This is a genomic window from Paracnuella aquatica (genome assembly GCF_003332885.2).
GTDB lineage: Bacteria > Bacteroidota > Bacteroidia > Chitinophagales > Chitinophagaceae > Flavisolibacter > Flavisolibacter aquaticus.
Genome location: NZ_QOWJ01000040.1, coordinates 1 through 1,596, shown reverse-complemented (window position 1 = coordinate 1,596; position 1,596 = coordinate 1). Strand labels below are relative to the sequence as shown.

The following is a 1,596-nucleotide window of genomic DNA, read 5'->3' as shown; positions in this document are numbered from 1 at the left end:
ATGCACTACATCACCGGTACGGACCGCACTCAGGCAGTTCTTTTCCCGCAAAGCCTGGATGATATCATTGATGCAGATAACGAAGTGCGCATCATAGATCTCTTTGTCGACAGCATCGATCTTTCGCAGTTCAACTTCCATCTAAAAGCCTCCGCTGAAGGCAGGCCGCCCTACCACCCCAAAGACTTGCTCAAGCTCTATGTATACGGCTATCTAAATTCCATACGCTCCTCAAGAGCACTGGAAAAGGAATGCCAAAGAAACATTGAGCTGATGTGGCTTTTGCACCAATTGGTACCGGATCATAACACCATCTCCAACTTCCGGCGCGATAATGAAAAAGCAATCCGCAAGGTATTCCGCCATACGGTGTCCATTGCAAAGCATTTTGAGCTTATTGGCGGCAGGCTCATTGCAGGCGACAGCACCAAACTAAGAGCCCAGAACTCCAAGAAAAACAACTTCAATGAAGGAAAAATAACCCAGCACCTGCACTACATTGAAAAGCGCCTGAAGGAATACAATAGCGCCCTGGAGGCTGCAGATGAGGAAAACAAAAAAGTAATCCAAGAGCAGATCGATAAACAAAAGGGCCGCAAGGATAAGTACCACAAGCTAAGTAGTCAACTGCTGCAAAGTGGTGAAACGCAGGTAAGCACTTCCGATCCCGACAGCCGGCAGCTGATCACCCGCAACAACATCACCGAAGTAGCTTATAATGTACAGACCACAGTGGATGGAAAGAATTGTCTGACACTGGATTACAAGGTGACCAATCAAAATGACAGCAAGGCCATGAGTGGTATGCTCAGGAGAGCAAAAACCATCCTGGGCCACTCGGACTTTACAGCCCTTTACGACAAGGGCTATCACACTGGCAGCGAGCTCAAAAAGGGTATCGATATGGGTGTGGAACTGATGGTGGCTATACCGGGTGTAGCCTCTTTTGCCCCCGATGTGCGCTACAACTTTGAGCGCTTTGTTTATGCTGCTGACAAGGACACATACACCTGTCCGGAAGGTAGTGTTTTAGCCACCAACGGCAAGTGGTATGTAAAGAGCAATTATGGCTACACGGTAAAGCATTACAAGACGGCTGCCTGCAGCACCTGCCCTGTGTTTTCTCGCTGCACCAACAACAAAAACGGACGGCTCATAGAAAGAAGCGAGTACCAACCATACGTGGAGCAGAACAGGGAAAACATTCAGCGTGATCCTGCCACTTACAAAAAGCGGCAGGCTATTGTTGAACACACTTATGGCATCATCAAGCGGCAGTGGGGATTTTACTTTGTGAGCACTAAGCGGGGGATCAAGCGGGCAAGCTCGGATGTGGGGCTGATGTTTACTGCCTTCAACTTGCGCCGCTTGATCAACATAGTGGATCGGGAAGTGCTCAGGCAGTTCCTCAGGGAGCTTGCTTTGTTGTCTTGGCCTATAACGGCATTGCTAAACTCAATTGCAGCCTCAATGAGACCGCGATTTGTTACAACATCATTTTTGCACTTCCAAATGAAAGCAGCAGCATAGGCTTCTAAATCATCCTGAATACTGCTAAGTTCGATCTAAACGGAGGTTTTTAGACAAACTGACGTT

At 48.1% G+C, this 1,596-nt stretch carries 1 protein-coding gene; it reads left to right on the top strand.

All coding sequences use genetic code 11. The features are described 5' to 3' along the window. On the top strand, positions 1–1,530 hold a 1,530-nt coding region (locus DRJ53_RS20965), incomplete at its 5' end, for an IS1182 family transposase (RefSeq protein ID WP_114237630.1). Positions 1,531–1,596: the final 66 nt, after the last annotated feature.